This window comes from Streptacidiphilus fuscans, assembly GCF_015690355.1.
Taxonomy (GTDB): domain Bacteria; phylum Actinomycetota; class Actinomycetes; order Streptomycetales; family Streptomycetaceae; genus Streptacidiphilus; species Streptacidiphilus fuscans.
In genome coordinates this window covers 343,704-367,475 of sequence record NZ_JADPRT010000002.1, presented here as the reverse complement: position 1 = coordinate 367,475, position 23,772 = coordinate 343,704, and the positions used below count along the sequence as shown (strand labels likewise).

Genomic DNA, 23,772 nt, shown 5'->3' with positions numbered 1-23,772 from the left:
GGGGGCGGATCTGATCGAGTCAATTCCGATCCAGTCACGTCAATCCTGCGGAAGCTGGGGGAGGACTTCCGCGCCCAGCCGGGCGATGTTGCCGATCGTCTCGGCCCGGTCGCCGGAGCCCTCCACCAGCAGGGCGAAGCGTCGAATGCCTGTGCGCTCGTGCGTGGCCAGCAGCCTGTCGGCGCAGAGTTGAGGGGTGCCCACCGCGTGCAGGTCGCACAGGAGCTCGGTGTACTGCTCCGGGTCGCGCATGCGGCGCTCCCGTCCGTCGACCGTCCGGTGCGCGCCCAGACCGTACTGGAAGAAGCCGGGCATCGAGCGCATCAACTGCGCCCGCGCCTCCGCGGTGCTGTCGCCGACCTGGGCCACCCCGGCGGCGACGTGTTCGGCCTCGACCCGCGCGACCTGGTCGGGCGAACGGCCCGCCTCCAGGGCCGCGTTGCGGTAGGCGGCCAGCATCTCCGCCTTGTCCTCGTCCCCGGAGTGCATCCCGAGCAGCATCGGCAGGCCGCGCTGCGCGGCCAGCCGGACCGAACCGAGAGACGTGCAGGCGACCACCACGGGCGGCCCCCCGACCGCCCGTGGTGCCGCCAGCGCCGCCATCGTCGCCGGAGCCTCCGCGTACGCGTCCGTGTGGGCGTCGGGGAACGCGTCGGCATAAGCGTGACCGGCGTGCTGGCCCGTGTGTTGACCGGCGTGCTGACCAACGTGCTGACCGACCGTCGGGCGCTGGCGCGGCGACGTCGTCGGGTGCAGCGGCTGGATCGGGGTGAGCGGCTGCTCGGTCGCCCGCGGCACCACCGGCACCTCGGGGAAGGAGTAGTGCGGCCCCGACGCGCCGACCCGCGAGGAGCGCAGCCAGCGCAGCAGCAGGTCGAGCGACTCGGGGAAGCCCGTCTCGTAGGCCTCCGCCCCGCCCCCGAAGACGGCCAGGTCGATCCACGGCCCGCCCCGGCCGACGCCGAGGGTGAACCGTCCGCCCGAGGTGAGGTGCAGCAGCGCGGCCTGCTCGCCCAACCGCACCGGGTGGTGCGTCGGCAGCACGCTGACCGCCGTGCCCACCCGGATCCGACGCGTCCGGCCCAGCAGCAGGCCCGCCAGGGTCGCGGCGTCGGGGCAGACTCCGTACGGGACGAAGTGGTGCTCGGCCAGCCAGACGCTGTCCAGGCCCGCCTGTTCAGCCGCTATGGTTGCGGAGACGGTGCGTTCCAGGGCTTCGGCGTGGCTCTGGCCGGGGAACTGCGCCGAGAGCAGGAACGCTCCGGCGGTGATCCCGACCGGCGCGCGCCGGGCTGTCCGCTGCCTCGGCAGCCGGTACGGCGCGAGAATGGGGACGGCGCTGGCTTGCACGGCGGACATGGAATCAACTCCTTGGCATCGCGGGAAACTTCGATCCCGCGTCTACCACTGGAGTAACTCACGTCATGTGCCACGGGCACAGCGAAAACCGCCAGTCGGAGCGATAACGGGTGGAATTGGCATCGGCCTCTGGCGGGATCCTGGACCCTGTGGTAAAGGGCCTTCACCGCCGGAATCGGGCCATGACGCATCGGTTCCATTACCCTGTGAGGCACCAGCATGCCGCCCAGCAAGGGGGAATCGTGTCTCCTCGCCGAAGTCGTCCCCGAGGGGACGAACGCCAGAACCCCCGTGCTATTTCCGGTGGTCACTGGATGGAGCAGACCGAGGACTTCGGCGGCGAGGAGTGGCACGTCCGCTCGGTCGCCGGCGACAGTGGCAAGTTCTACCGCTGCCCGGGATGCGACCAGGAGATCCCGCCCGGCGTCGGCCATGTGGTCGCCTGGCCCGCCGCGTCGATGGGCGCGGCCGGGGGAGTCGACGACCGCCGCCACTGGCACCGTGCCTGCTGGTCGGCGCGCGAACGCCGCGGCGCGAACGTGCTCCGCGGCCGCGGCGCTCCCCGGTACTGAGGTTCCTCCGCTGCCTCGGCGGTGGCGTCGGCAGCTCAGGCGTCCCGGCGCTTGAGCAGGATCAGGCCCACGCCCAGCGCGACGACCACCCAGGCCAGCACGATGAAGAAGGCTTCGAGCGGCCCGTAGGGGATGCTGGTCGACCCGTGCACGGCGGCCAACCGCTGGCCCGCCTCGTCCGGGAAGTAGTGGGCGACCGTCTTCACCTTGGGCACCGCGCTGAGGATCGGCGAGATCAGGAAGAAGAACGGCATCAGCAGGCCGAGCGAGAGCACCGGCTTGCGCAGCATGAAGCCGACGCCCAGCGAGAACAGCGCGATCAGCGTCATGTAGATCGCCATCCCGAACACCGCGCGGAGCACGCCCGGGTCGCCGATGTGCGTCCGGTGGCTGCCGAGCAGGGACTGCCCGAGGAAGAACGCGACGAACGCGGTCAGCAGCGCGACCGGCAGCACCAGCGCCAGCACCGTCAGCACCTTGGCCACCAGCAGCGTCGTCCGCTGCGGAACGGCGGCCAGCGTCGCCCGGATCATTCCGCTGCTGTACTCGCTGCCGATCACCAGCACGGCGAAGACGATCAGGGACAGCTGGCCGAGGAAGATCCCGGAAAAGCTGGTCGAGGTCGGGTCGAAGCTGGCCTGCTCCGACGCGCCCATCTTGCTGAAGTTGCTGTTGCTGAAGAACGAGATCAACGCGCCGAGGCCGACCGTCACCACGAACGCGGTGAGCAGGGTGACGACGGTCGACCGGACCGTCCTCACCTTGGTCCACTCGGAGAGCAGCACCGGAACCATCGTCAGCTCTCCTTCTTCTTCGGGCTCTTGCTGTTCCTCCAGTCCGCGCCCCACGCGGGTGCGGAGGTGGGTGCTGACGCGGGTGCGGAGTCGACGGGCTGGCCGGACTCGACGGGCTCGCCGGGCTGACCGAGCTCGCCGGGCGGCAGCGGGTGGGTGGGGTAGACGCCGGTGTGGTACTCGACCGAGTCCGCCGTCATCCGCATGAACGCCTCCTCCAGCGACGCGCGCTGCGGGCTCAGTTCGTGCAGCGTCACGCCGTGCGCCGCGACCAGGTCGCCGATCCGCGCCGGGTCGGCGTCGACCACCTCGAACGCGCCGTCGCTGTCCGGCGTCGCGGTCATGCCGTTGGCGGCCAACAGGTCGAGCAACTGCTCCGGCTGCGGCGTGCGGAGCCGCACGAAGGAGTGCGAGTTCTGGTCGATGAAGTCGTTCATCGACAGGTCGGCCAGCAGCCTGCCCTGACCGATGACGATCAAGTGGTCCGCCGTCAGCGCCATCTCCGACATCAGGTGCGAGCTGACGAAGACCGTCCGGCCCTCCGCAGCCAGTGCCTTCATCAGGTTGCGGACCCAGAGGATGCCCTCCGGGTCCAGGCCGTTGACCGGCTCGTCGAACATCAGGATCTTCGGATCACCCAGCAGCGCGGCGGCGATGCCCAGCCGCTGACCCATGCCCAGCGAGAACCCGCCCGACCGTTTCTTCGCGACCGCCGTCAGCCCGACCTGGCTCAGCACCTCGTCCACCCGACGGGTCGGGATCCGGTTGCTCTGGGCCAGCCAGAGCAGGTGGTTGTAGGCGGTGCGCCCGGGGTGGACGGCCTTGGCCTCCAAGAGGGCGCCGATGTACTTGATCGGCTCGCGCAGCTGACCGTACTGCTTACCGTCGATCCGGACGCTTCCGGCGGTGGGCCGGTCCAGGTCCAGCATCATCCGCATGGTGGTGGACTTCCCGGCGCCGTTCGGCCCGAGGAACCCGGTGACCACGCCGGTGGGGATCGTGAAACTGAGCCGGTCGACGGCGAGTTTGTCGCCGTACCGTTTGGTCAGCTCGTGGAGCTCGATCATGGGCGCACTCCCTGGACTCCCTCAACTGGACGTCCCTGGCCACACTAGGTCAGAACCCCACGTCCCGCCCCGTACCTGCGCCGATCGGCGGCCGTGCGTCCTACGCTGGCCCCATGGCCGAACGACTCTCCGTGCTCTCCGTGCGCGAGGCGGGCTCGGGCACGCCACTGGTGCTGCTGCACGCCTTCCCGCTGTCCGCCCGCATGTGGCAGGCCCAGCTCGACGAGCTGCCCGGCACGGACGGCTCGGACGCCCGCGTCCTCGCCGTCGACCTGCGCGGCTTCGGCGGTACGGAGCTGGGTGCTGACGCCCCGTCGCTGGACCTGCTGGCGGACGACATCGCCCTGCTGCTCGACCGTGCGGGCATCGAGGAGGCGGTCGTCGGCGGCGTCTCCATGGGCGGCTACGTCGCCATGGCCTTCGCCCGCCGCCACGGCGAGCGCCTGGCCGGACTCCTCCTCGCGGACACCAAGGGCACGGCCGACACCGACCAGGCCCGCGCCAACCGCGAACGCGTCGCGTCGGCGGTCCTGGCCCGGAACAGCGTGCGCCTGCTGGTGGACGAGCAGTTGCCCGCTCCGCTGCTGGGCGCGACGACGGCGTCGCGCGCACCGGAGCTGGTCGCGCACGTTGCTTCGCTGATCGAGGCGGCCTCCCCGGAGGCGGTGGCCTGGGCGCAGCGGGCTATGGCCGCCCGACCGGACTCCCTCGCGGACCTGCGGAAGGTCGACGTCCCGTCGCTGGTCGTCGTCGGCGCGGAGGACGTCCTCACTCCGCCGTCGGACGCGGAGGCGCTGGCCGAGGCGCTTCCTCAGTCCGAACTGACGATCCTGCCGGGGGCGGGCCACCTCTCACCTCTGGAGGTCCCGGAGGCGTTCAACACCGCGGTCAGGAGTCTGCTGGCCCGCGTTGATTGAGCGAGCAGGTGGGCGCTTTGCTGCCGCAGGTAGTTGCAAACGTCAGGGGCGCGGGGAACTGCGCGACAAGCCACCGTGTGTGGTGTGTCGCTGAACGAGCAGGGCCATCCCGGCAGGGTGGTTGCTCGCGCAGTTCCTCGCGCCCCTTGGGTGTTGCCACCGTCTGCGGGAGCGAATAGGTACCCCTCTGCCTACCGGCTCTGCTGCGCGGGGACGCCGCGGCCCATGACGTCGTCGTCCGGGGCTGCCGCCGCGGCGACCGCCGCGCCCGTGAGGGTAGCGAGCATCTCGCGGACGTTGGTGAGCTGGGCGTTGATGCTGTCGCGACGGTTCGTCAGCGCGGCGAGCTCGCGCTCGCTCTCGCTGCGGACGCGGTCCGCCTTCGCGTTGGCGTCGGCGACGATGTCCTCGGCCTGGCGCTGGGCGGTCTCGACCGTCTGACGCGCGCGGCGCTCGGCGTCCGTGCGGAGCTTCTCCGCCTCCAGACGGAGCTGCTCGGCGCGGTGCTCGATCTCGGCGAGGCGCTTCTCGGCCTTGGCCTGACGCGCAGCCAGGTCACGCTCGGACTGCTCGCGGCGCTTGGCCAGGTTGGTCTCGAAGTCGGCGGCGGCCTGGGCGGCCTTCGCGCGGGTCTCCTCGAAGAGGGCGTCGGCCTCCTCGCGCTTGTTCTGCGCGTCCTTCGCGGCCTCGGCGCGCAGTTGGGTGGAGTCGCTCTTCGCCTTCTCGACGATGCGAGCGCCCTCCTCCTCGCTCTTCGCCTTGCGGTCCTTGGCGTAGCCCTCGGCCTCGCTGCGCACCTGCTGCGCGGCGGCCTCGGCCAGCTCACGGTGCTGCTCGGCGGCGCGGCGGGCCTCGTCACGGAGGTCCTTGGCCTCCTCCTCGGCGAGGCGGAGGATCTTCTCGACCCGGGCGCCCAGGCCGGCGTACGACGGCTCGGCGTCGGTGATCTGCGCCTGCGCCGTCTGGGTCTCGAGGTGCAGCTCCTCAATGCGCTTCTCCAGCGCGGAGATCCGGTTGAGAGCGCCGTCGCGGTCCGCGACCAGCTTGCTGATGCGCTCGTCGACCTGAGCACGCTCGTACCCGCGGCGCACGACGTCGAAGCCGTGCGGAGAGTGTGTGTCGCTCATGGGGGTGGAGTTCCTGTCCGTCTGCCAGAGGTGGTGTCTATGGAGTCTGAGATGAGGTGATAGGGCGAATCCTGACACGGATTCGGAGTGTCATCGACGTAAAGCCGATGAAGAGTGGAGAATGACCGCTCAATCGGGTGGTTGCGTACCACCGCGTTTGCCACTCGCACGAGTTGCACCCGCTCCGACGCCCGCGGGGGAACCCCCGCGACCGCCGCCCTTGCCCGAACCTGAGTCGCTGTCGTTGTTCGCCTTGCCCGTGCCGTTGCCCCCGCGGCCCGTGCCGTTGGCGGAGCCGTTGTCGGCGCCCGCCGTCCCCCCGTTCGCCTTGCCCGCACCGGCCGGCGCCTCGAAGGACTCGAGGGCCTGGAGCACGTCCTGCACGCGGGCGATCTCGGTGTTGATGTCCTTGCGGCGGCCGACCAGCTCGTCGAGTTCCCTGCGGCCCTCGTCGGTGATCCGCTTGGCCTCGGAGCGGGCCTCGTCGATGGTGCGCTCGGCGTCGGTCCTGGCCCGGACCAGCTCCGACTCGCCTGCCTCGACGGCCTCCTGACGGGTCCGCTCGGCGGCGTCCGAGGCGGCCTGCCGCATCTGCGCGGACTCCGTGCGGGCCGTCTCGAGCTCGGCCACGGCGTCGGCCTTGCGCGCCTCGGCCTCCTTGAGCAGCCCTTCCGCCTTCTTGACCGCGGCGATGCGGACCTTGCTCGCCTCGGCGGACGCGTCGGCCTGCATCTCGGCGGCCTTGTCCTGCGCCTCGGCCAACGCGCGGTCGGCCTCGGCCTTGGACGCGTCCAACTGCTCGGTGGTGTCCGCGATCAGCTTGTCCACGCGTTCACCGGCCGAGCGCAGCGCCTCCGCGGACTCCTTGCGGGCCCGCTCGTGCAGTGCCTCGACCTCGCCGTGGATGCGCTCGCGCAGCTCCTCGGCACGTTCGCGGATCTGCGCCGCGTCGCCGCGCGCCTCGACCAGGATCTGGTCGGCGTCGCGACGGGCCTGCTCGACCAGGGTGCGGCCTTCGGCCGTGCCCTCGGCGGTGATCCGCTCCGCCTCCTTGCGGGCGGCGGAGACCATGGCGTCCGCCTGCTCCTCCGCGGCGGCCGTGGCGGCCAGCGCGGTGGTCTCGGCGTCGGTGGTGACGGACTCCGCGAGCTCCTGGGCCTCGGCCAGGGTGCGGGCGGACTCCTCGGCGGTGCGGGTGCGGAGCTCCTCCGCCTCCGCGCGCAGCCGGGCCGACTCCTGCTCGGCCTGTTCGCGGATCTGCTCGGCCTCGGCCCGGACCCGGGCCGCCTCGCCGGTGGCCAGTTCGCGGATCTGCGCGGCCTCGCGCTCGGCGTCGGCGCGCAGCTGGGTGATCTGGACCTCGGCCGCCTCGTGCATCCCGGCCACGGACTGGCGGATCTGCGCCGCCTCGTCCTCGGCGGCGGCGATCCGGGCGGCTGCCTCGCGCTCGTTCTCGGCACGCTCGGCGTCGAGCCTGGCCCGCTCGTCGGCGAAGGCCTCGGCTGCCTCCTTCCGCAGCCCGGCCAGCTCGGCGGTGACCCGATCGCGGTCGGACGCGGCCTCGGCCCGGACCCGGGCGGCCTCGGTGGTGGCCAACTGCCGCACCTGCCCGGCCTCGCGCTCGGCGGAGTCGGCGGTCTCGGCGGCGGACTGCTCCGCCTGTCGAAGCAGCTCGGCCAGCTCGGCGTCGAACGCCTCGCGGTCGGCGGCGGCCTGCTGCTCGGCGTCGGCGAGCACCTTGGCGGCCTCGTCGCGCAGCTCGGCGACGGCGGTCTCGGTGTCGGTCAGCGCCTTGGCCGCGGCCTCGCGGGACGCCTTGGCGTCGGCCAGGTCGACCGAAGCGGCCTCGCGGGCCTCGGCGCGGATCTGGTCGGCCTCTCCGTGGGCCTCGCCCAGCACGGCGTCGCGCCGGTCGGCCAGTTCGTTCTCAGCCTGGGCACGCAGCGCGGCCAGTTCGGCGGTGTGATCGGCGGTGGCCTGCTCGGCCTGGGCGACGAGTTCGGTGGCGCGGGCGTCGGCCTGGTGGCGCTGCTCGACCATCGCGGCGTGCTCGGCGGCCATCACCGCGTCGGCCTCGGCGCGGAGTCGGGCCAGCTCGGCGGCGGTCTCCTCGTGCTCGCGACGGGCCTGGGCGCGGATCTCCTCCGCGTCCGACGTCGCGGCCTGGCGGGCCTCCTCCGCGTCGGTCGCCGCGGCTTCGCGGGTCTCGTCGGCGGCGGCCTGAGCCTCGATCAGGGTCTGTGCGGTGGCCTCGCGGGAGGCCTTGGCCTCGGCCAGGTCGACCGACGCGGCCTCGCGGGCCTCGGCGCGGACCCGGTCCGCCTCGCCGTGCGCCTCGGCCAGCACGGCGTCGCGCTGCTCGGCGAGCTCGCGCTCGCTGTGCGCGCGGGCCTCCGCCAGCTCGGCGGCCTGCTGACGCGCCGTCTGCTCGGCCTGCTCGACGGTGGCCTGAGCCTCGTTCCGCAGTCGCTCGGCCTCGCCCTGGGCATCCGTCAGCAGCGCCTCGCGCTGGGCGGCGGCCTCGGCGTCGCGCTGCTCCAGGGCTTGCTGCGCCTGGGCCACGGCCTCCTGGGCCTGGGCGTGGAGCTGCTCGGCCTCGGCCTGCACGGCGGACAGTGCCGCGGTGCGCTGCTCGGCCAGCTCGGCGGCCTGCGCCTCGGCGGCCTGGCGGGCCTCCTCGGCGATCCGCTCCGCGTCGGCCTCGGCGGACTCGCGCAGGCGGACCAGGTCGGCCTCCTGGTCGCGGGCGGCCTCGCGGATCCGCTCGGCCTCCGCCTCGGCGTCGCCGATGGACGCGGCGGCCTGCTCCCGCAGAGAGCGGGCCTCGGCCAGGTCGACCTCGGCGCGCTCGGCGGCCTCGCCACGGATGCGCTCGGCGTCGGCGCCGGCGGCGTCGCGCTGGGCCTTGGCCTCGGCCAGGTCCTGCGCGGCGGCGTCGCGCGCCTCGGTGCGGATCCGCTCGACCTCGCTGTCCAGGTCGGCGCGCATCCGGGCCAGCTCGTTCTCGGCCTGGGCACGGGACTCGGCGACCTCGGCGGCGGTGCGCTCGCGCAGCTCGGTGGTCTCGGCCGTGGTCCGCTCGCGCAGTTCGGCGGCGGCGTCGGCGTCGGCCGAGGCGCGCTCCGCGGCCGCGCGCGCCTCCTCGGCCCGATCGGCGGCCAACTGCTCGGCGGCGGCCAGGATCTGGTCGCGCTCCTGGCGGGCCTCGGCCTGCACGCGCTCGGCCTCGGCGGCGGCGTCGGCGCGCAGCTCCTTGGAGGCGGCGGCCGCGGCCTTGCGGGTCTCCTCGGCGGCGGCAGCGGCGGCCGCGTGGACCTCCTCGGCCTTGGCCACGCCCTTGGCGGCCTCGGCGTCACGGATGCCCTCGGCCTCGCCGCGGATCCGCTCGGCCTCGGTCTTGGCGCGGGCCAGGACCTGCTCGGCGCGGCCCTGGATCTCCCTGGCCTCCTCGGCGGCGCGCCCCTTGGTGGCGGCGACCTCCCCGGCGGCCCCGCCGCGCAGCTCGTCGGCGTCGGCCTTGGCCTTGACCAGGAGTTCCTCGGCGGTGCGGGCCGACTCCTCGATCTGCGCTATGGCCTGGCGGCGGGCCTCACCCCGGGTCCGCTCGGCCTCGACGGCGGTGTCGGCGCGCAGCTGCTCGGCCTCGGCGCGCAGCTGGGCGGCGGCGTCCTGGTGTGCGGCGATCTCGTCCAGGGCCATGCCCTGGGCCTGGTCGGCGGCGGCCCTGGCCTGCTCGCGCAGCAGCTGCACCTCGGCCTCGGCCTCGGCGCGGACCCGCTCGGCCTCCTCGGCGGCGTTCCGCCGGACGGTCTCGGCGTCGGCCGTGGCGCGGGCGACGACCTCCTCGGCGGTGCGGGCGGCCTTGGCCAGGTGCACGGTCGCGGTGGCGGCGCCCTGGGTGCGGGCGGACTCGAGCGCCTCGGTGCGGAGCCGCTCGATCTCCTCGCGGGCCTCCTCCAGCAGCCGCTGGGCCTCGGCCTTGACCTCGTCGGCCTCCTTGATCGCGGTGGCGACCATCCGGGCGACCTCGGCCTTGGCGGTGTCCGAGCGCTGCTGACCGGCGGCCTCGGCGTTGGCCAGCCGCTCCTCGGCGGTCGCCCGGAGCGTCTCCGCCTCGCTGGTGGCTTCGACCCGGACCCGCTCGGCCCGCTCGGTGGCGTCCTGGGCCTGGGCGGCGGCGGCGTTGAGCAGCCGCTCGGCCTCGGTCCGGGCACGCTTCAGCACCGCGTCGGCCTCGGCGCGGGTGGACTCGACGTCGGCGGCGACCTGGGAGGTGGCCGACTCGGAGACGGCCATGGCCTCGGCGCGGGCCACGCTCATCAGGCGCTCGGCCTCGGCGCGCGCCTCGTCGATGAGCTGCCGGGCCTGCTGCTCGGTCCCGGCACGGGCCTGCTCGGCCCAGGAGACGTTCTCGTTGACGTGCAGCTCGGCGCTGCGCCGCATGTCGGCCAGCTCGGCCTCGAGGTGGCGACGACGCGCCTCGGCCTCGGCCTGCCACTCGGCCTGGAGCCGGGCGGACCGGTCGGCGGCCTCCTGCATCAGCCGGGCGGTGGCGTTCTGCGCCTCCATCCGGGTGCGCTCGGCCTCCTGGCGCAGCTGCTCGGCCTGGGCCTCGGCGTTGCGCAGGATCTGTTCGGCCTGGCCGGCGACGGAGTCGAAGGCGCGCGGCTGCGCAAGCTGCCGACGCGATTCGTGCAGCTTGGCGCGGAGGACTTCCACCTGGTAGGCGAGGTCCTCGGCATGTGTGACGGCCTTCTCGCGCTCCTTGCGAAGCCGATCCATCTCGGCCTCGAACTTGGCGAGGTGATCGTCAACCTCGTAGCCGTCGTTGCCCCGCACTCCGCGGTCCCATCCGTCTCCTGATCGCGTCGCCAGCCCGTGCGCCGGATCGGGTGTATCCCGATCGGCCGTCCGGGTGAGCTCCTTGATGAACCCTATGCCTTACGGAGAATGGTGGCAGATCGTGGGAGAGAGTGGGCCACGAGGTTGCTGAGCACCCCCCACCCGCGCCCCCCGGCTACCGGACCGTGGCACCGGCGCATTTTCTCACGTCATCAGGGGTGCGTGCAGGGGGGTCTGCGGGTTTTTTCTCGCGTGGGGGTGTCGTGGGGGTGTGGAGTCTGATTACTCGTGGGTTTCCTGGTCGGTCGCGGCGTGCGCGTCGCCGTGGGCGCCGGGCGCGGCGGAGGTGACCAGCTCGGTCAGCACGCCGTGGCAGTCCTTGGGGTGCAGGAAGGTGATCCGCGAACCCATGGAGCCGATCCGCGGCTCGTCGTAGAGGACTCGCACACCCTTGCCACGGATGTCCGCGGAGTCCGCGTCGACGTCCGCGGTGCCGAAGGCGATGTGGTGGACGCCCTCGCCGTTCTTGGCCAGCCACTTGCCCACGGCGGAGTCCTCGCGGATGGACTCCAGCAGCTGCAGGTAGCTGGCGCCGCCGTCGGAGGTCTCGTTGATCTTGAGCATGGCCTCGCGGACGCCCTGCTCCTCGTTGACCTCGGTGTGGAAGACCTCGAAGCCGTAGGTCGCCCGGTAGAACTCGACGGTCTTGTCCAGGTCGAAACAGGCGATGCCGATGTGGTCGATGCGCGTCAGCACGGGGGAGGCCCTTCTGCAGGCAGGGAATGAGTGGTCGATGGTCGACGCTTCCAATAGAGCGCAACTCGTGCCGTGGCGAAACCCGTGCCGATGGTGCCCGTGATCACACCGCGTGCCGGGTGACGGTCCCTCGGCCGGTCGATACATTGAGCGGAAAACTCCCAACTGGCACTCGGTGCCGTGGCACACCGGGCGGCCGGTTCCCGTGGGACGCGTGAGACTCCCGCGGGGCCCGTCAGAACAGTTCCTGCAGAGCATTCAGAGCAAAGGGGCTCGACCACCATGAGCAACACGGCAAGCAGCGCCACCACCTCCGTGATCGTCGCGGGCGCCCGCACTCCGATGGGCCGCCTGCTCGGCTCGCTCAAGGGGTTCTCCGGCGCCGACCTCGGCGGCGTCGCGATCAAGGCCGCGCTGGAGCGCGCCGGAGTCACCGGGGACCAGGTCCAGTACGTGATCATGGGTCAGGTGCTCCAGGCCGGCGCCGGCCAGATCCCCGCCCGCCAGGCCGCGGTCAAGGCCGGCATCCCGATGAGCGTCCCGGCGCTGACCATCAACAAGGTCTGCCTCTCCGGCCTGGACGCGGTCGCCCTGGCCGACCAGCTGATCCGCGCCGGCGAGTTCGACATCGTCGTGGCCGGTGGCCAGGAGTCGATGACCAACGCCCCGCACCTCCTGCCCAAGTCCCGCGAGGGCTTCAAGTACGGCGCGATCGAGATGCTCGACGCGATGGCCTACGACGGCCTGACCGACGCGTTCGACGGCATCCCGATGGGCGAGTCCACCGAGATCCACAACACCCGCCTGGGCATCCAGCGCCCGGAGCAGGACGAGATCGCCGCCCGCTCGCACCAGCTGGCCGCCGCCGCGCAGAAGAACGGCGTCTTCGAGGCCGAGATCGTCCCGGTGGAGATCCCGCAGCGCAAGGGCGAGCCGGTCGTCTTCTCCGTGGACGAGGGCGTCCGCGCCGACACCACGGTCGAGTCGCTGGCCAAGCTGCGTCCCGCGTTCACCAAGGACGGCACGATCACGGCCGGTTCCGCCTCGCAGATCTCCGACGGCGCCGCCGCGGTGGTCGTGATGAGCAAGGCCAAGGCCGAGGAGCTGGGCCTGACCTGGATCGCCGAGATCGGCGCCCACGGCAACGTGGCCGGCCCGGACAACTCGCTGCAGTCGCAGCCGTCCAACGCGATCAAGCACGCCCTGGGCAAGGAGGGCATCGGCGTCGAGGACCTCGACCTGGTCGAGATCAACGAGGCGTTCGCGGCCGTCGCCGTGCAGTCGGTGAAGGACCTCGGAATTTCGCTCGACAAGGTGAACGTCAACGGCGGCGCGATTGCCCTGGGTCACCCGATCGGGATGTCCGGCGCCCGGCTGGTGCTGTCCCTGGCGCTGGAGCTGCAGCGCCGCGGCGGCGGCGTGGGCGCGGCGGCGCTGTGCGGTGGCGGCGGCCAGGGCGACGCGCTGATCGTCCGCGTGCCGAAGGCGTAATCCTTGTCGCATGGGGTCCGTTGCACCTCCTGGGGCGGGGGGAACTGCGCGACAAGCCGCCCAGAGCGGTGAGTCGCCGTGCGCGCAGGGCCATCCGCACAGGGTGGTTCTCGCGCAGTTCCCCGCGCCCCTTGCTAGTGCAACTGCACCTCGGATCCATTTCTGACCCTTTGATCCAGAGTTGGAGCTCCGCACGATGATCGACGTCCCCACGCTGGTCGAGCAGGCCCGAGAGGGGCGACCGCGTGCGGTCGCTCGGCTGATCTCTCTGGTGGAGGGCGCTTCCCCGCAGCTGCGTGAGGTCATGGCCGCGCTCGCGCCGCTGAGCGGCAAGGCCTACGTGGTCGGCCTGACCGGCTCGCCGGGCGTGGGCAAGTCGACGTCGACCTCGGCGCTGGTCACCGCGTACCGGCGGCTCGGCAAGCGGGTCGGTGTGCTGGCCGTCGACCCGTCCTCGCCGTTCTCGGGCGGTGCGCTGCTGGGTGACCGGGTGCGGATGCAGGAGCACGCGACGGACCCGGAGGTCTTCATCCGGTCCATGGCCACCCGCGGCCACCTCGGCGGCCTCGCCTGGTCCGCGCCGCAGGCGATCCGGGTCCTGGACGCGGCCGGGTGCGACGTGATCCTGGTCGAGACGGTCGGTGTCGGCCAGTCGGAGGTCGAGATCGCGGCCCAGGCCGACACCACCGTCGTGCTGCTCGCCCCCGGCATGGGCGACGGCATCCAGGCCGCGAAGGCGGGCATCCTGGAGATCGGCGACGTCTACGTCGTCAACAAGGCCGACCGCGACGGCGCGGACGCCACCGCCCGCGAGCTCAACCACATGCTGGGCCTCGGCGAGGCACGGCAGGCGGGCGACTGGCGCCCGCCGATCGTCAAGACGGTCGCGGCGAAGCAGGAGGGTATCGACGAGGTCGTCGAGGCCCTGGAGAAGCACCTCGCCTGGATGGCCGGAAACGGCGAACTCGCCGCGAGGCGTGTGCGGCGTGCCGCGCAGGAGGTCGAGGCCATCGCGGTGACGGCGCTGCGCCAACGTTTCGGCGACGTCCACGGCGACAAGCACCTCGACGCGCTGGCCCGGCGGGTCGCGGACGGCGAGCTGGACCCGTACGCGGCGGCGGACCAGCTGATCGCCGCGGTGACGGGCTGACCGTCGGTCGCGAACCAACCGTTAGCGGAGCTGAAACCCGGGGCCAGCGGCGCTTGCTGGTCGTCTCCTCGGGGCGCTGAGACGCTCGGTCCGTGACGACGATTCAGGACCGACGCCCCAGCTCCTACCGCCGACCGGCGCGTGACCGCGCCCTGAGCGCGGCGCGCCTGGCCGTCCGCGTGGCCGGCGGGCTCGCGACCGCCACCGTGTTCGTGGCGCTGGCCGTGGCCGGGTTCGGCGGGTGGGGGACGCCCACGTCCGTGGGCGGATGGACGGTGGCCGCGTGGGCGGTCGGGGGCGCGATTCTCGCCGGGGTGCTTCGCGCCGTCCTCGGCTCGGACCCGTACCGGGGTCGCGGGGACCACGTCGACGTCCTGGTGGTGACCTTCCTCGCCTGGGTCTGCGCGGCGGTCCTCACCTTCAGCCTCAGCTACTTCTTCCACGCCCACGCGCTGGACGACCACGCGACGCTGCGGGTCAGTGCGACCGTCACGGACTGCGTCGAAGACTCGGACGCCGGAAACTCGTGCACCTACCACTGGGTCGTGGGCGGGCACACGTACTCGTCCCAGGACGGCGCGGCCCAGAAGTGGCCGGACGGACACCGGGTGACCGTCCGGATCGACCCCGCGCATCCCGAGCGCCCGGCCCAAGTCAGCCGCTCCTACTGGGTGGCGTGGATCGGCATCCTGATCGGCCTGGTCGGCACGCCCTTCGCCGCGCTGATCCGGTGGAGCCTCGGCACGGGCCTGGACTGATGCGAGCCGAGCTGATGCACGCCGGACTGACGCAGGCCGAGCTGATGGACACGTCCGCCGTCCCTGCGAGGATGGTCGGTGTGGAACTCGATCCGAAGCGTCTGCTGATCCTGCGTCAGATCGCCGAAGGCGGGGGCGTGGCCGCGGCCTCCCGCGCGCTCGGGCACACGCCGTCGGCGGTGTCGCAGCAGCTGCAGCGGTTGGAGAAGGAAGCCGGGGTGCCGCTGGTCGACCGCAGCGGCGGACGAGCCGAACTGACGGCTGCGGGGCGGCTGTTGGCGGAGTACGGCGGCCGGATCGGCGACGCGCTGGCCGACGCCGAGCGGGAGCTGCAGGCGCTGGGCGGTCGGGTGTCCGGGCCGGTCTCGATCGGCGTTCCGGGTCCGGCCATCACCTTCTTCGCCACCACCGCGCTGCACTTCCTCGCCGAGTCCCACCCCGCGCTGACGCCCCGGCTCGTCGAGGCCGGACGTGCGGACGGGCTGCGGGCGTTGCGTCTGGGCGAGTTGGACGTACTGGTGATCCAGGACGACGGTGCGGCTCCGACGCCGGTGCCGCCGGGGGCCACCGCGCTGCTGATGTTCGAGGACGAGTACCGGCTGGTGCTGCCGTACGGTTGGGGCACGCCGGACGGCCCGGTCGAGCCGTCCGCCCTGTCCGGGGTGCCGTGGGTGGGCGCCCCCGAGGGCTCGCCGCGTGACCTGGCCTTCCGGAGGTTCGCCGCGGAGCACGGCGTGGAGCCGTCGGTGGAGCACCGGGCCGTCCACCGGTTCGCCGTCTACAGCATGCTGGCGGCCGGAATCGGCCCGGCGATCCTGCCCGCGCACTCCGCCGTCCAGATCACCCACGGCCGGATCGCCGACCTGCCGGTGCCGGGCCGGTTCCTGGTCCGGACGCTGCGCCGCAGCGGCGGCAGCACGCCGGTCCCGGCGGCGGAGGCCGCGGTGGCCGCGTTGCAGAGCGCGATGCTGCGCGCCGCGGAGCAACTGGCTTCGCGCGAACTGCCCGGCATCGAGCCCCGGGTCTCCGGCCGCCTGCGCGACCCGAGCGAGAAGCCGCGCGACGGCCAGTAGCCGCCGCCCCGCCCGCTACCCCCGTCCGCGCAGCTCGCGCAGGTGTTCGGCGACCGGGGCCAGCGCCTCGTACATCGCCGCGATCTGGTCCTCGTCGAACCGGTCGATGAAGTGCTCGCGCACACTGCGCACATGCTGCGGCGCGATCCGGCGCATCGTCTGCCAGCCCGCGTCGGTGAGGACGGCGTAGAGGCCGCGGCGGTCGCCCGGGCAGCTGTCGCGGGTGACCAGACCGGCCGCCTCCATGCGCGTGATCTGGTGCGAGAGGCGGCTCTTCGACTGCAGGGTGGCGACCGCGAGGTCGGTCATCCGCATCCGGTGCTGCGGAGCCTCGGACAGTTCGACGAGAATGGTGTAGTCGTTGTTCGACAGCCCGTGCGGCTGGAGCTCGCGCTCCAGTTGGTACATCAGGAGCCGGCTCACTTCCAGGTGAGCCCGCCACAGGCGCTGTTCTTCCGCGGTGAGCCACGGGGCGTCCTGGTGGGCCGCCTCGGCGGGGTCCTGGTGGGACTCGGCGAGGGCGACGGGAGCGGCGGTGGTGTCCATGCCCCGATGATACGCCGATTAGTTGAAACTTGTACTACTCACGGATCGTCGTCGGTTCTTCCGCGGCCATGTCCGCAGTCTCGCCAAGGGGTGACTCCGACTGCGGTGCCACTCGATCGAGTGGCGTGCTCTGGTGGACGGTCCGGCGCACCAGCTGCTGGATGTTCTGCTCCGACTGCTGCAGCGACGCCTCGTGAGCCGCGGCCTCGACCTCGAGCAGCGAGGCGCCGTGCCGCTCCGCCTCGAACGCCTTCGCACCGCCGCGCAGCCCGAAGAGGCGCTTGGCCAGCAGGATGTAGACGACGGCCAGCACGTTCAGCGCCAGCGTCGCGATCTTGAAGCCGCTGACCTTCTCGCTGAGCTCGTAGGCCTCCAGCGGCAGGAACGCCGCCGTCGCCACCACGGTCAGGTACTCCGCCCAGCGCTTGGCCACCCAGAGACCGAAGCCCTCGACGATCTCGATCAGCGCGTAGGCGAGCAGCGCGCCCGCCGCGATCAGCAGGGTGCTGTGCTTGTACTGGAAGGTCTTCTGGATGGTGTCGACCACAGGGGAGTGGTCGAGGTCATAGCCGAAGTGGTTGGCGAGCGGCCGGAAGAGCGTCAGGTCCTGGTGGAAGAGCTGGGCGACCGCGTTCTGGTTGTTGCTGAACTTCCAGACCGCCCAGGCGGCAAGCACGATGAAGACGCCGCGCAGCAGTCGCTCGACGGCGAGGAAGCGCAGGATGAAGAGGTCACGCAGCGCGTTGCCGCGCGGGACGTAGGGGGCGTCGGCCGCCGGGCCCTTACCGTGTGCCGCACCGACGGTGTAGTCACCGCAGCGCAGGCAGCGCCACACCTCTCCCACCGCGGTCCGCGCGTGCAGTCGGTCACGCAGTTCCGGCTCGGTCGGCGCGTAGGTGATGTGTCCTTTTCGGGCGCAGTGGCGGCGGTCCCAGTCCCTCGTCATGCCGGGGAGAATATCCGCCTGAAGGGAAGAAAGCGTGGTCGGTCATACTGAACGGAACGCCCAGCACAAAGTCAGCACAAACAGCTGCGACCGTTCCGAGAGGTACCCGTGAAGACGACCGCCGTCCACCGCCTGCGCCTGGTCTCCATGCCGGAGGGCGTCTCGTTCGTGCTGCTGCTGATCTGCACGTACCTGAAGTACACCACCAGCTTCAACGCCGTCCCGGTGCTCGGCATGCTGCACGGCTGCCTCTTCACCGCGTACGCGATCTTCGCGCTGATGGCCTGGCGCGAGCAGCGGTGGACCTTCGGACGCTTCGTCTGGATCATGGCGCTCTCGGTCATCCCCTTCGGCGGGATCTACGCGGAGCGTCTGCTCGGCCGCGAGGAGCGGGAGACCGCGCCGTCCATGGCCTGAGCCGAACCGTTCGCACGGCGGCGGCAGCGTGTCGCTGGCGTGGCGATCCGGGCGTGAGACGCCCGGTCCCGCCAGGGTGACCAGGAGGTAACGTGTCCCCGTGCCGAAGCCGCTGAGCCTCACCTTCGATCCGATCGCGCGCGCCGACGAACTGTGGACGCGCCGCTGGGGCGCGGTGCCGTCGATGGCCGCGATCACCTCGGTGATGCGGGCCCAGCAGATCCTGCTGGCCCAGGTCGACGCGGTGGTGAAGCCCTACAAGCTGACCTTCGCCCGCTACGAGGCGCTGGTGCTGCTCACCTTCAGCAAGGCCGGCGAACTCCCGCTGTCCAAGATCGGCCAGCGCCTGATGGTGCACCCGACCAGCGTGACCAACACCGTGGACCGCCTGGAGGCGGCCGGTCTGGTCACCCGCCGCCCCAACCCGCTGGACGGGCGCGGCGTGCTGGCCGCGATCACCCCCAAGGGCCGCGACGTGGTCGAGCGCGCCACCAGGGACCTGATGGCGATGGACTTCGGCCTGGTCGGCTACGACGCCGAGGGCTGCCAGGAGCTCTTCGAGATGCTGCGCCCGCTGCGGATAGCCGCAGGCGACTTCGAGGAGGAGGCCGCGGAGGCCGCCACGGCGGACGTCGAGCACGACCTTGGCCACGACGCCGACCACGGCGTCGAGCGCGGCATGGAGCACGACGTCGACCTGCACGTCTGAGCGCCTTCCCGATCCTCTTCCCGAGCCCGTTCCTGACTCCCTTCCTGCCCCCTTCCTGACCCCCGGCTGAACCCTTCCTGGGCACCCCCTGGTAGCGTCACCCGGTTCGCCGCCCGGAGGGGTGGGGCGGTGTCGGAGATCCACTTTCGGGGGTCTACGCTCGATGGCTATGAACAAGTCCAACCCCCTGCTCACGGCCTACCGTGTCCTGGCGTACGTGACCGGCGTTGGCCTGGTCGTGCTCACCCTCGCCTGCATCGCCAAGTACGGCTTCGGGACGGGCGCTCAGCTCGTCGTCATCGCCGGCATCTTCCACGGCTGGCTGTACATGGCCTACGTCGTGGTCGCCTTCTCGCTCGGCAACAAGCTCAACTGGCCGATCAGCAAGATCGTGTGGACGGTCCTCGCGGGCACCGTCCCCACCGCCGTCTTCTTCGTCGAGCGCCGCGTCGTCCGCGAGATCCACGCCGAGCTGGCCGCCAAGGAGCAGGCGGAGCTGGTCAACGCCTGACGCGGAACGTCACCGCAGACCCGAACCTCCGAGCGCGCCACGGTCCCTCTGGGCCGTGGCGCGTCGGCGTGTCCGGGGGTCACCGCCCGCGTCCGGCGTGTCCATGGGCGCAGGCGTGCTCGTCGACGGATACTTGGACGTCCGAGTAACTTGGAGATAGTAGGACGTCCGAGCATTCCGACGGGATGCTGCCGAAGGTGAGGGCCCGCACCGATGGACGCAGAGCAGATCGCAGCCGCACGCGAGCGGTGGCAACAGCGTTACGACCGCGCCCAGAAGCGGGACGCGGACTTCACCACCCTCTCCGGCGACGTGGTCGCCCCCGCGTACGGACCGCCCGACGACGCCGGGTCCCCGGGGTACCCGGGCTTCGAGCGGATCGGCTGGCCCGGTGAGTTCCCCTTCACCCGCGGCCTCTACCCGACCGGCTACCGCGGCCGGACCTGGACCATCCGCCAGTTCGCGGGCTTCGGCAACGCCGAGCAGACCAACGAGCGCTACCGGATGATCCTCGACGCGGGCGGCGGCGGCCTCTCCGTCGCCTTCGACATGCCGACCCTGATGGGCCGCGACTCCGACGACCCGCGCTCGCTCGGCGAGGTCGGCCACTGCGGCGTCGCCATCGACTCGGCCGCCGACATGGAGGTGCTCTTCCGGGGCCTGCCGCTGGCGGACGTCACCACCTCGATGACCATCTCCGGCCCGGCCGTCCCGGTCTTCTGCATGTACCTCGTCGCCGCCGAGCGCCAGGGCGTCGACCCGGCCGTGCTCAACGGCACGCTGCAGACGGACATCTTCAAGGAGTACATCGCGCAGAAGGAGTGGCTCTTCGCCCCCGAGCCGCACCTGCGCCTGATCGGCGACCTGATGGCGTACTGCGCCGCCAACATCCCTGCGTACAAGCCGCTTTCGGTCTCCGGCTACCACATCCGCGAGGCGGGCTCGACGGCTGCGCAGGAGCTGGCCTTCACGCTGGCCGACGGCTTCGCCTACGTCGAACTGGGCCTGTCGCGCGGGCTGGACGTGGACGTCTTCGCGCCGGGACTCTCCTTCTTCTTCGACGCGCACCTGGACTTCTTCGAGGAGATCGCCAAGTTCCGTGCCGCGCGCCGGATCTGGGCCAGGCGGCTGCGCGACGTCTACGGCGCTACGACGGAGAAGGCGCAGTGGCTGCGCTTCCACACCCAGACCGCGGGCGTCTCGCTGACCGCGCAGCAGCCCTACAACAACGTGGTCCGCACGGCGGTCGAGGCGCTCTCGGCGGTGCTAGGCGGTACCAACTCGCTGCACACCAACGCCCTGGACGAGACCCTGGCGCTGCCCAGCGAGCAGGCGGCGGAGATCGCGCTGCGCACGCAGCAGGTGCTGATGGAGGAGACCGGCGTCGCCAACGTCGCGGACCCGCTGGGCGGTTCCTGGTACGTCGAGGCGCTGACCGACCGGATCGAGGCGCAGGCCGAGGCGATCTTCGAGAAGATCATCGAGATGGGCGCGGCGGCCTCCGGCCAGGAGCATCCGATCGGCCCGATGACGGCGGGCATCCTGCGCGGCATCGAGAACGGCTGGTTCACCGGCGAGATCGCCGAGGCCGCCTTCCAGTACCAGGTCGCCCTGGAGAAGGGGGACAAGCGCGTCGTCGGCGTCAACTGTCATACCGGCAGCGTCACTCCACCGCTCACGATCCTCCGCGTCAGCCACGAGGTCGAGCGCGAGCAGGTCCGCGCCCTCGCGGACCGCAAGGCGTCCCGCAACGGGGCCGCCGTCACGGCCGGCCTGGCAGCGATGATCGCCGCGGCCCGCTCGGGCGAGAACATGGTGCCCCCGATGCTCCAAGCGGTCCGCGCCGAGGCGACCCTGGGCGAGATCTGCGACGCGCTGCGCGACGAGTGGGGCGTCTACGTGGAGCCTGCCGGCTTCTGAGCGGACCCGCCTCAGCGCAGTTGCTCGGGCCAGGGGAGCGGCTGCGGCGAGCGCTGCCACCACCAGCCGCGCAGCGCCAACTCGACCCGGGGGAGGGAGAGGGCCTCGGCCAGCGCCGCGCCGTTGTCCTGCGCCGTCCCCTCACGGTATGTCTCGTCGATCCGGTCGATCGCCGAGCTGAGCCGCTCCGAGGTCTCCGGGGCGAGATCCATGAGAGCGCGGCCGAGCCGGTCACGGGTCTCCAGATCCTCGGCGAAGTAGTCGGCCGGATACCAGCCGTCCGGCGGCCAGCCGGAGGCCATGCGCACGGTGAACGACTCCCAGGCCGCCAGCAGCAAGCCTGCCTGCTGGACGGACGGTGACGGTGACTCACCGGTGAACGCGTCCGCGACAGGTGTGAGCATCCGATGTTCGCGGATGACCTCCGGCTGGGCCTCGACCCGTACGTCGGGCAGATCGGGCACCGGCGCGGCCACCGCGTCGATGAGGTAACGCGTCCCCTCCTCGCCCGAGTCCTCGTCCGGATCTTCGTCGTACAGCCGGGCACGCACGGTCGGACCGCCGGGGGCGGCCAGCCAGTAGGCGCTCGGCGGGAACGGCTCGGCGGGGAAGAGCACGGAGCGTCCCAGAGCGTCGGCCACCGCGCGAGCCACCTCTGTCTCAGTGGGCTGCCCAATGACGACGTCCTCGTCGGTGATCACTTCGAGGTGCCAACTCACGTCACCGAGCACCGGCTCGTAGCCGCAGGAGACCGCCGCCTCCCAGCGGCGGTCCGGATCGTCCGCCGCCGAGACGTCGACCTGGTCGACGGGCACGGCGAACGTCCGCTCCAGGGCGGTACGCAGGGACTCGGCGTCCAGGGGGCCGGTGAGCAGCAGGTCGTACATCACGAGAACATCCGTCGGTAGAGGTCGAGTGCAGTCTCCACGGACTCGGGGTCCTTGAGGAACTGCGGCGACCGGGAGAACGCGGGAACTGCGGCCGGGTCGCCCCCGGCCTTGATGAGGTGCTGGAGGGCGGCGTACTGGTTGCGCCCCAGATTGACGATGCCGTCGCCTTCGACCGGGAAGACCGTGCCGTGGGGCTCGATCCCGTAGCTGCGCCCGTTGATGCTGTAGCGCTGGGACACCGGGTCCCACTCGGCGTTGCCGGCCGCGATGCCGGCGATGTCCTCGTGCACCGACTGCTCGTAGCCCCTCAGGATCAGGCTGTTGTCGCCCTTGACCTGACCCGACTTCACTCCGGAGACGGTGTGGCGCTTGTTCGGCGGGTTGAGCGTCTTGCCCCGTGCGGCGCCCGGGATGTCGTCACGGGCCGGCCAGGGCGGGCCGTCCGGAGGGGTGTGTACGGCGCCCGGGGAGGTGTCACCGGCGACGGTCGGCTTCGCGCCCCTGGCAGGGTCGGTGCCTTCGGCCGGTCGCGGCGCGGGGAGCGACTCCGAAGGCCGTTCACCGGCCTTGACGATCCCCTTCGTGTTCTGTGCCTCGTCCTCGACGGCACCCTTGGCGACCTGCTCGCTCTTCTTGCCGGTCTCCTCCAGAAGCCCCTGGTACCCCTGGGAGAAGTCCTTGCTCAGTGCCTGTTCGGCCTTTTCGGCCGTCTCCTCGACAGCCTTGGTGATCTTGTTCGTGGCCACTGATTCCGCCCCCGTGCCCCGTTCCCCCGCTGCGGCCTTGCGAGCGGCACACTACCAAGGCAGGGGACAAAGGGAGTGACTGTGCGTCAGCCCAGCCCGGCGGCGCTCTCCGTGCTCTCGGTGAGCGGCAACAGCAGCAGGCTGGTGAAGCGGCTGATCCACTCCGGCGACGCCGGCTCGCCGCTGACCAGCATGCGGTGGACCACCGTGCCGGCGACCGTGTCGAAGATGATGTCCACATCCTCCTGCGCCGCCACCGCGCAGGAGTCGGCGGGGAGTTCGCCGCGGGCCTGGGCCGCGGCGCGGCCGAGGTGGACGAGACGCTTCTGCGGCTCGATGATCGCCTCGCGGACGCGGGTCCGCAGCAGCGGGTCGCGGGTGGCCTCGGCGAAGAGGGCGAGCAGGGCCGCCTGGGTGTCCGGGGCAGACAGCAGCGCGGCGAACTGGGCGACCACGGCCTCGATGTCGGCCCGCAGGCTGCCCAGGTTCGGCATGTCCAGCTCGTCGAGCTGGTCCGCGACGGCGGCGACGACGAGCTCGTTCTTCGAGGGCCACCGGCGGTAGAGCGTGGTCTTGGCGACCCCGGCCCGGACCGCCACGTCGCCCATGGTCAGGCCGCCCCAGCCGAGCTCGGCCAGTGCCTCGCGGGCGGCCGCGAGTATCGCGCTGTCCGCGTCGGCACTGCGGGGCCGCCCTTTTCGGGGCCCGTCGGATTCGGTCACGGCGGGCTCCTCGGGAGTGGATCTGACTGGTCTGACCTGGTCTGCCACGGTCTGACGGGGCGGGTGGGTATCGCAGGTTACTTGCCGGTACCCGGAACTGCGCAGGGGCGGTGCAGCAGAAGTGGCGTAGCTCACGTCGCGTCTGCTGCGCGCCGTCCTTGGCGCCATATACGCTACGACTCGTAGCGAAAGAGCGACAACCACGCTGCCGCGCGGATGGGGATCCGCGCACACCGGCCTGTGACAGGCCGCGCAACACCGGGGCATCTGCCCCTTCTGACGCACCGTACTCCCGCGCACGGCACTCCGGCTGGGCGATGGGGAGCGGCGGGGCGTCGCGCCCCTCGTGGGCGCCCGGGGGTTCACAGGATGTGCCGGGGGCTCCCCGCAGCGGTTCAGGCGGTGCCTCGCGGTTCCCCGCGAGTGGTCTTCTTGCAGGTGTTGGTGCGAACGGCCTCG

The 23,772-nt window shown here is 71.9% G+C and carries 19 protein-coding genes and 2 pseudogenes; 10 read left to right on the top strand and 11 right to left on the bottom strand.

Annotation, left to right across the window (positions count from 1 at the left end):
- Nucleotides 1-39: 39 nt before the first annotated feature.
- On the bottom strand, nt 40-1,272 hold the full coding sequence (locus I2501_RS05315; protein WP_196192987.1) for an LLM class flavin-dependent oxidoreductase: 1,233 nt from the start codon (nt 1,270-1,272) through the stop codon (nt 40-42).
- 329 nt (nt 1,273-1,601) lie between these two features.
- Here I2501_RS05315 and I2501_RS05310 point away from each other — a divergent pair, with 329 nt between their 5' ends.
- A complete protein-coding gene (locus tag I2501_RS05310) occupies nt 1,602-1,931 on the top strand; it encodes an ATP/GTP-binding protein (protein ID WP_196192637.1) in 330 nt (109 codons plus the stop codon).
- 35 nt (nt 1,932-1,966) lie between these two features.
- Here the strand turns inward: I2501_RS05310 and I2501_RS05305 are convergent, their stop codons facing one another.
- Nucleotides 1,967-2,731, bottom strand: coding sequence for an ABC transporter permease (locus tag I2501_RS05305; RefSeq protein WP_196192986.1), 765 nt, complete (start codon nt 2,729-2,731; stop codon nt 1,967-1,969).
- A complete protein-coding gene (locus I2501_RS05300) occupies nt 2,728-3,792 on the bottom strand; it encodes an ABC transporter ATP-binding protein (protein WP_196192636.1) in 1,065 nt (354 codons plus the stop codon). The genes I2501_RS05305 and I2501_RS05300 overlap by 4 nt, the downstream gene beginning before the upstream one ends.
- Nucleotides 3,793-3,905: 113 nt before the next feature.
- On the opposite strand from I2501_RS05300, the gene I2501_RS05295 reads away from it, so the two are divergent.
- Nucleotides 3,906-4,709 carry an alpha/beta fold hydrolase gene (locus I2501_RS05295; RefSeq protein WP_196192635.1) on the top strand — a complete coding sequence of 268 codons (804 nt, stop codon included), beginning with the start codon at nt 3,906-3,908 and terminating at the stop codon, nt 4,707-4,709.
- Nucleotides 4,710-4,900: 191 nt separating this feature from the next.
- On the opposite strand, the gene I2501_RS05290 is transcribed toward I2501_RS05295, so the two are convergent.
- From I2501_RS05290 to mce, 3 genes are all read right to left on the bottom strand, one after another.
- The gene (locus tag I2501_RS05290) at nt 4,901-5,836 is read right to left on the bottom strand and encodes a coiled-coil domain-containing protein (RefSeq protein ID WP_196192634.1); all 936 of its coding nucleotides are present in this window, start codon (nt 5,834-5,836) and stop codon (nt 4,901-4,903) included.
- Nucleotides 5,837-5,965: 129 nt separating this feature from the next.
- Nucleotides 5,966-10,675 carry a hypothetical protein gene (locus tag I2501_RS05285; protein ID WP_196192633.1) on the bottom strand — a complete coding sequence of 1,570 codons (4,710 nt, stop codon included), beginning with the start codon at nt 10,673-10,675 and terminating at the stop codon, nt 5,966-5,968.
- Between the two features lie 285 nt (nt 10,676-10,960).
- Nucleotides 10,961-11,434 (bottom strand): methylmalonyl-CoA epimerase, encoded by a 474-nt coding sequence (gene mce / locus I2501_RS05280; protein ID WP_196192632.1) that lies wholly within the window; start codon nt 11,432-11,434, stop codon nt 10,961-10,963.
- 282 nt (nt 11,435-11,716) lie between these two features.
- Between mce and I2501_RS05275 the strand changes: the two genes are divergently transcribed.
- The 4 genes from I2501_RS05275 to I2501_RS05260 all read left to right on the top strand — a co-directional run bounded on the left by I2501_RS05275 (nt 11,717) and on the right by I2501_RS05260 (nt 15,906).
- Complete coding sequence (locus I2501_RS05275) at nt 11,717-12,925, top strand: acetyl-CoA C-acetyltransferase (protein WP_196192631.1); 1,209 nt, start codon at nt 11,717-11,719, stop codon at nt 12,923-12,925.
- 196 nt (nt 12,926-13,121) lie between these two features.
- Nucleotides 13,122-14,075, top strand: coding sequence for a methylmalonyl Co-A mutase-associated GTPase MeaB (gene meaB, locus I2501_RS05270; RefSeq protein ID WP_196192985.1), 954 nt, complete (start codon nt 13,122-13,124; stop codon nt 14,073-14,075).
- A gap of 92 nt (nt 14,076-14,167) precedes the next feature.
- Nucleotides 14,168-14,833 (top strand): DUF3592 domain-containing protein, encoded by a 666-nt coding sequence (locus I2501_RS40505; protein ID WP_196192630.1) that lies wholly within the window; start codon nt 14,168-14,170, stop codon nt 14,831-14,833.
- Complete coding sequence (locus I2501_RS05260) at nt 14,833-15,906, top strand: LysR family transcriptional regulator (protein WP_196192629.1); 1,074 nt, start codon at nt 14,833-14,835, stop codon at nt 15,904-15,906. Before I2501_RS40505 ends, I2501_RS05260 begins: the two co-directional genes overlap by 1 nt.
- Before the next feature lie 15 nt (nt 15,907-15,921).
- Here I2501_RS05260 and I2501_RS05255 read toward each other — a convergent pair whose 3' ends face one another.
- Both I2501_RS05255 and I2501_RS05250 read right to left on the bottom strand, forming a co-directional pair.
- Nucleotides 15,922-16,452, bottom strand: coding sequence for a MarR family winged helix-turn-helix transcriptional regulator (locus I2501_RS05255; RefSeq protein WP_196192628.1), 531 nt, complete (start codon nt 16,450-16,452; stop codon nt 15,922-15,924).
- A gap of 196 nt (nt 16,453-16,648) precedes the next feature.
- A pseudogene (locus tag I2501_RS05250) lies at nt 16,649-17,398 on the bottom strand (DUF2127 domain-containing protein); the annotation flags it as partial.
- Nucleotides 17,399-17,506: 108 nt separating this feature from the next.
- Here I2501_RS05250 and I2501_RS05245 point away from each other — a divergent pair.
- The 4 genes and pseudogenes from I2501_RS05245 to I2501_RS05230 all read left to right on the top strand — a co-directional run bounded on the left by I2501_RS05245 (nt 17,507) and on the right by I2501_RS05230 (nt 20,955).
- A complete protein-coding gene (locus tag I2501_RS05245) occupies nt 17,507-17,815 on the top strand; it encodes a DUF3817 domain-containing protein (RefSeq protein ID WP_328806218.1) in 309 nt (102 codons plus the stop codon).
- A gap of 100 nt (nt 17,816-17,915) precedes the next feature.
- A pseudogene (locus I2501_RS05240) lies at nt 17,916-18,422 on the top strand (MarR family winged helix-turn-helix transcriptional regulator); the annotation flags it as partial.
- A 271-nt stretch (nt 18,423-18,693) separates the two neighbouring features.
- Nucleotides 18,694-19,035, top strand: a complete 342-nt coding sequence (locus I2501_RS05235; protein ID WP_196192625.1) for a DUF3817 domain-containing protein — start codon at nt 18,694-18,696, stop codon at nt 19,033-19,035.
- Nucleotides 19,036-19,248: 213 nt separating this feature from the next.
- Nucleotides 19,249-20,955 (top strand): acyl-CoA mutase large subunit family protein, encoded by a 1,707-nt coding sequence (locus tag I2501_RS05230; RefSeq protein WP_196192624.1) that lies wholly within the window; start codon nt 19,249-19,251, stop codon nt 20,953-20,955.
- Nucleotides 20,956-20,966: 11 nt separating this feature from the next.
- On the opposite strand, the gene I2501_RS05225 is transcribed toward I2501_RS05230, so the two are convergent.
- The 3 genes from I2501_RS05225 to I2501_RS05215 all read right to left on the bottom strand — a co-directional run bounded on the left by I2501_RS05225 (nt 20,967) and on the right by I2501_RS05215 (nt 23,313).
- Nucleotides 20,967-21,845: a hypothetical protein gene (locus I2501_RS05225; RefSeq protein ID WP_196192623.1), complete on the bottom strand. Its 879-nt coding sequence runs from the start codon at nt 21,843-21,845 to the stop codon at nt 20,967-20,969.
- On the bottom strand, nt 21,842-22,591 hold the full coding sequence (locus I2501_RS05220; protein ID WP_196192622.1) for a hypothetical protein: 750 nt from the start codon (nt 22,589-22,591) through the stop codon (nt 21,842-21,844). The genes I2501_RS05225 and I2501_RS05220 overlap by 4 nt, the downstream gene beginning before the upstream one ends.
- Before the next feature lie 86 nt (nt 22,592-22,677).
- Nucleotides 22,678-23,313: a TetR/AcrR family transcriptional regulator gene (locus I2501_RS05215; protein ID WP_328806215.1), complete on the bottom strand. Its 636-nt coding sequence runs from the start codon at nt 23,311-23,313 to the stop codon at nt 22,678-22,680.
- Nucleotides 23,314-23,772 lie beyond the last annotated feature (459 nt).